The 412-nt window shown below is 43.7% G+C and carries 1 protein-coding gene; it reads right to left on the bottom strand.

Features of this window, described 5'->3' with window-relative positions; translation table 11 throughout:
* Positions 1-355 (bottom strand): DUF1631 family protein (locus tag A3763_RS06890; RefSeq protein WP_156494980.1); only part of this gene is annotated, 355 nt, incomplete at its 3' end.
* Positions 356-412: the final 57 nt, after the last annotated feature.

Genomic DNA, 412 nt, shown 5'->3' with positions numbered 1-412 from the left:
TGTCGTAAACCTCGGCAACCATATTGTCGAGGCTCTGGTTAACCATGGGTAGTTCATAATCAAAATCCAGAGATATTCGCCGGTCTCTTAGGTACGTCGCAAACTTTAGTAAGCCCAGCTCAATAACTTTCATACCCTGATGGTTTACACATACGAACTTGCTATAGCCTTTCGCTATCCAGACCAAGCGCATGTATTGCGGTTCCTTTCCTTCTCGCTCAAGTTGCAGCCAAGTACCCGTTTCAATAGATTTTGCTTTTAGAATCCAGGTTTTGAGCTCTTGAGACTTAGTAAGGTTTCGTTGCACCAAGTCATCTTCAGTCTCTGGCAGGTCTTGTAACTTAGCTTGCACCATATTATGGCAACCACGTGGCGCATTTTGAATAAGATGCTTTAACGACTCTCTTACAGT

It is taken from the genome of Oleiphilus sp. HI0128, assembly GCF_001635365.1.
Note: the sequence above shows the minus strand (reverse complement) of the source record. Positions and strands in the feature narration are given on the sequence as shown.